Here is a 4,009-nt window from a genome sequence, read left to right on the forward strand (position 1 = left end):
GCGCGCGCCTCGATGCCCCGCTCGATCAGATGGCTGTCCGCCCAGGGAAGGGGCAGTTCGGGCACGTACACGATCGTGTCGACCCCCGCCCCTCCGAGGACCAGGACGTCGTACGTCGCGTTCATCGGCGTTCCCTCCCACCGGCGGAGCCGGCCTGCGCCGGGCCCACCGCTCGGCCACACCGCCCCGGGCCGGCGCGGCGGCGCCGAGTCAAGCAGCCCCGCGCCCGGCCCGCAAGAACTTGCGGGATCTTTCGCAAAAAGTGACTGGCCGCGACCGCGGCGGAGGGGGCGCCCACCGCGTGGCGGACGCCCCCCCCGCACCCGGTCAGCGCAGGTCGAACCGGTCCAGGTTCATCACCTTGTTCCACGCGGCCACGAAGTCACGGGCGAGCCGCTCGCCTCCGTCGGCCGACGCGTACACCTCCGCGAGGGCCCGGAGCTGCGAGTGGGAACCGAAGACGAGGTCGACGGGGGTGGCCGTCCACCGACGCTCACCGGAGGCGCGGTCGCGGCCCTCGAAGACGTTCTCCTCCTTCTCCGAGGTCCTCCACTCGGTCGCCATGTCCAGGAGGTTGACGAAGAAGTCGTTCGTCAGGGTCCCGGGCCGGTCGGTGAACACCCCGTGCGAGGACCCCCGGAACCCGGTGTCCAGCACGCGCATGCCGCCGATCAGCGCCGTCATCTCCGGGGCGGTCAGGGTGAGCAGGTTGGCCCGGTCCAGGAGGAGCGTCTCGGGGGAGAGCTTCTCCCCGTCCTTCACGTAGTTGCGGAAACCGTCCGCCCGCGGCTCCAGGACCGCGAACGTCTCGGTGTCGGTCTGCTCCTGGGTGGCGTCGGTACGGCCCGGTGCGAACGGCACGGTGAGCTCGTGCCCGGCGGCGCGCGCCGCCTCCTCCACCGCGGCGCAGCCGCCCAGGACGACGAGGTCGGCCAGGGAGATCTTCTTCCCGTCCGTCCGCGCGGCGTTGAACTCCTCCTGGATGCCCTCCAGCGCCCGGAGGGTCTCCTTCACCTCGGACGAGTCGTTGACCTCCCAGTCCTTCTGGGGCGCGAGCCGGATCCGCGCACCGTTGGCACCGCCGCGCTTGTCCGTGCCGCGGAAGCTCGCCGCCGAGGCCCACGCGGTGGCGACCAGCTGGGACACCGTCAGGCCGGAGGCGAGAACGGTCCGCTTGAGGTCGGCGATCTCCGCCTCCCCGACGAGCTCGTGGTCGACCGGCGGCACGGGGTCCTGCCAGAGCTGCGGCTCGGGCACCCACGGGCCGAGGTACCGCGAGACCGGACCCATGTCACGGTGCAGCAGCTTGTACCAGGCCTTGGCGAAGGCCTCCGCGAACTGGTCCGGGTTCTCGTGGAAGCGTCGCGTGATCGGCCCGTAGACGGGGTCCACCTTCAGCGCGAGGTCCGTCGTCAGCATCATCGGCGCGTGCCGCTTCGACGGGTCGTGCGCGTCGGGGACGGTGTCCCGCGCGGCGGGGTCCGTGGGCTTCCACTGATGCGCCCCGGCGGGACTGGTCGTCAGCTCCCACTCGTACCGGAACAGGTTGTCCAGGTAACCGTTGTCCCACGTGGTCGGCGCCGTGGTCCAGGCGCCCTCAAGGCCGCTGGTGAGCGCGTCGGCGCCCTTGCCGGTGCCGTACGTGTTCCGCCAGCCGAGGCCCTGCTGCTCCATGGGGCAGCCCTCCGGCTCGGGGCCGATGTACTGCGGGTCGACGGCGCCGTGGCACTTGCCGAAGGTGTGCCCGCCGGCGATGAGGGCGACGGTCTCCTCGTCGTTCATCGCCATCCGTCCGAAGGTCTCCCGGATGTCCCGGGCGGCGGCCAGCGGATCGGGATTTCCGTTCGGGCCCTCGGGATTGACGTAGATGAGGCCCATCTGCACGGAGCCGAAAGGACCGGTGAGTTCCCGGTCGCCGCTGTACCGCTCGTCACCGAGCCAGGTGTCCTCCGGTCCCCAGAAGATCTCCTCCGGCTCCCAGGTGTCCTCCCGGCCGAAGGCGAAACCGAAGGTCTTGAACCCCATGGACTCCATGGCGCAGTTGCCCGCGAAGACGAGGAGGTCCGCCCAGGAGATCTTCTGGCCGTACTTCTGCTTGACCGGCCACAGCAGCCGGCGCGCCTTGTCGAGACTCGCGTTGTCCGGCCAGCTGTTCAGCGGGGCGAAACGCTGGGCGCCGGCCCCGCCGCCGCCCCGGCCGTCGGCGATGCGGTACGTCCCCGCGGAGTGCCAGCTCATGCGGATGAACAGGGGCCCGTAGTGACCGTAGTCGGCGGGCCACCAGTCCTGGGACGCCGTCATCACCTCGAAGACGTCCCGCTTCAGGGCCTCGACGTCGAGCGAGGCGAATTCCTTCGCGTAGTCGAAATCCGCGCCGAGCGGATCGGACAGCGGGGAGTGTTGGTGGAGCACCTGGAGGTCCAGCTGATTCGGCCACCAGTCCTGATTCGTCCGGGGACGAGTCGTCGTGGGGGTCGGAGAGGGGATCGCCGGGTTCTCGCTTTCGCTGGCGGACACGTTCGGCCTTCTTCCTGTCTCGGGTTTTCCTTCGGCTTGCAACTTGTCGACGACGGCGTCTGTCCGGCTGTTCACGAGCGCGGTGAACCGCGCCAGGCGTCCGTATGGTCGCGCACCTCGGACCGCACCGCACGGGAACACGCAGAGCGCCGCGCGGAACCGACGGACGAATGCACCGGCCGACGCTCGCGTCCCCGGTGCGTTTTCCCGGCCCGCGTTCCCGGATCCGGCGCGCGCATTCCCGGCCGGACCGGGCCGGCCCCGCCCGGCCCGGTCCGTTCCCGGTCACACCGGAGCGGGCGGGCTCGTCGCGCGGCCGGGAGCGGGCCGACGTAAGGTCCGAATATGCGTGACCTGCCCTCCCGCCGAGACCGGGACCGGCCGCAGGGCGCCGGCCCGGCGCGGGGCGGCCGGTGCGGCGCCGCGCGCGCCGGGGCAGGGGAGTGAGCGGCATGGGCGCCCCGGACGGCGAAGCCGCGCGGCCCGCGCCAGGGACCGCCGCCGACGGCGCCCGCACGGACGTGTTCGAGGACGGGCGGATGGACGCCGTCCTCGCCGACGTCATGCGGGACACCGGCGCCTCGATCGGCCTCCTGTACCTGCTGGTGCCGCAGGAGCGCTCCCTGCGCCTCGCCCTGATCTCCGGCGTCTCTCCCGAGATCGCCGCCCCGTGGGTGCGGGTCCCGGCCGACGCTCCCGTCCCCGTCGCGGACGCCGTCCGGGACCGGCGGTTCGTCTGGCTCGGCAGCCGCCAGGAGATCGCCCACCGCTACCCCCGCGTGGGCATCGTCCTGCCGTACGAGTTCATGCTCGCCGCCGCCCCCGTCGCCGAGGGCGGGACGGGCCCGGTCCACGGCGGCATCGTGCTGCTCTGGCCCGTCTGGCACCCGCCCCGGCTCGACGACCGGGAACGCGCGATGCTCGACGAATGCTGCCGCCGTGCCGCGCGCCTGCTCGCCCCCGTGGCCGGGCAGCCCCCGCCGTCCCTCCCCGCCGAGCCCCGCGCGGTGTACGCGGCGCGCCCCTCCGAGACGGACCCCGCCCTCGGGGCCGCCGCCGTCGAGTTCGCCGAACGGCTGCCCGTGGGCTGCTGCGCCCTCGACCTCGACGGGAGGGTCACCTTCCTCAACAGCGCGGGCGCCCGGCTGGTCAACGCGGGCGCCGCCTTCCTCCTCGGCCGTCGGCCGTGGGAGGTGCTGCTGTGGCTGGACGATCCGGCCTTCGAGGACTCCTACCGGGAGGCGGTGATCACCCGCCGCCCGACGTCGGTGACCGTCGTCCGCCGCCCGTCCACACGCCTCCGCTTCGACCTCCACCCCGACGCCACCGGGGTCAGCGTCCACATCACCGAGGTCGCCGGCCCGTCACCCGGGGGGCCGTACGCCACCCCCGGCGCGGACGAGCCGGCCACGGGCCCCCCGCACGAGGAGACCCCGGGCGCCGCCGTGAGCCCCGGTGCGGCAGCGGCGGCGGTGGCCGGGGCGGCGACGGC

2 protein-coding genes and 1 pseudogene are annotated in these 4,009 nt (G+C 73.3%); 1 reads left to right on the forward strand and 2 read right to left on the reverse strand.

Features of this window, described 5'->3' with window-relative positions; translation table 11 throughout:
* Both RIF68_RS29915 and katG read right to left on the reverse strand, forming a co-directional pair.
* Positions 1–125: pseudogene (locus tag RIF68_RS29915) on the reverse strand (adenosine kinase); the annotation flags it as partial.
* A gap of 202 nt (positions 126–327) precedes the next feature.
* The gene (katG, locus tag RIF68_RS29920) at positions 328–2,517 is read right to left on the reverse strand and encodes a catalase/peroxidase HPI (RefSeq protein ID WP_309054411.1); all 2,190 of its coding nucleotides are present in this window, start codon (positions 2,515–2,517) and stop codon (positions 328–330) included.
* 452 nt (positions 2,518–2,969) lie between these two features.
* Between katG and RIF68_RS29925 the strand changes: the two genes are divergently transcribed.
* Positions 2,970–4,009, forward strand: a 1,040-nt coding sequence (locus RIF68_RS29925) for a PAS domain-containing protein (protein WP_309054412.1), incomplete at its 3' end; no start/stop codon positions are given.

Source organism: Streptomyces sp. (assembly GCF_031178505.1).
Taxonomy (GTDB): domain Bacteria; phylum Actinomycetota; class Actinomycetes; order Streptomycetales; family Streptomycetaceae; genus Streptomyces; species Streptomyces gulbargensis.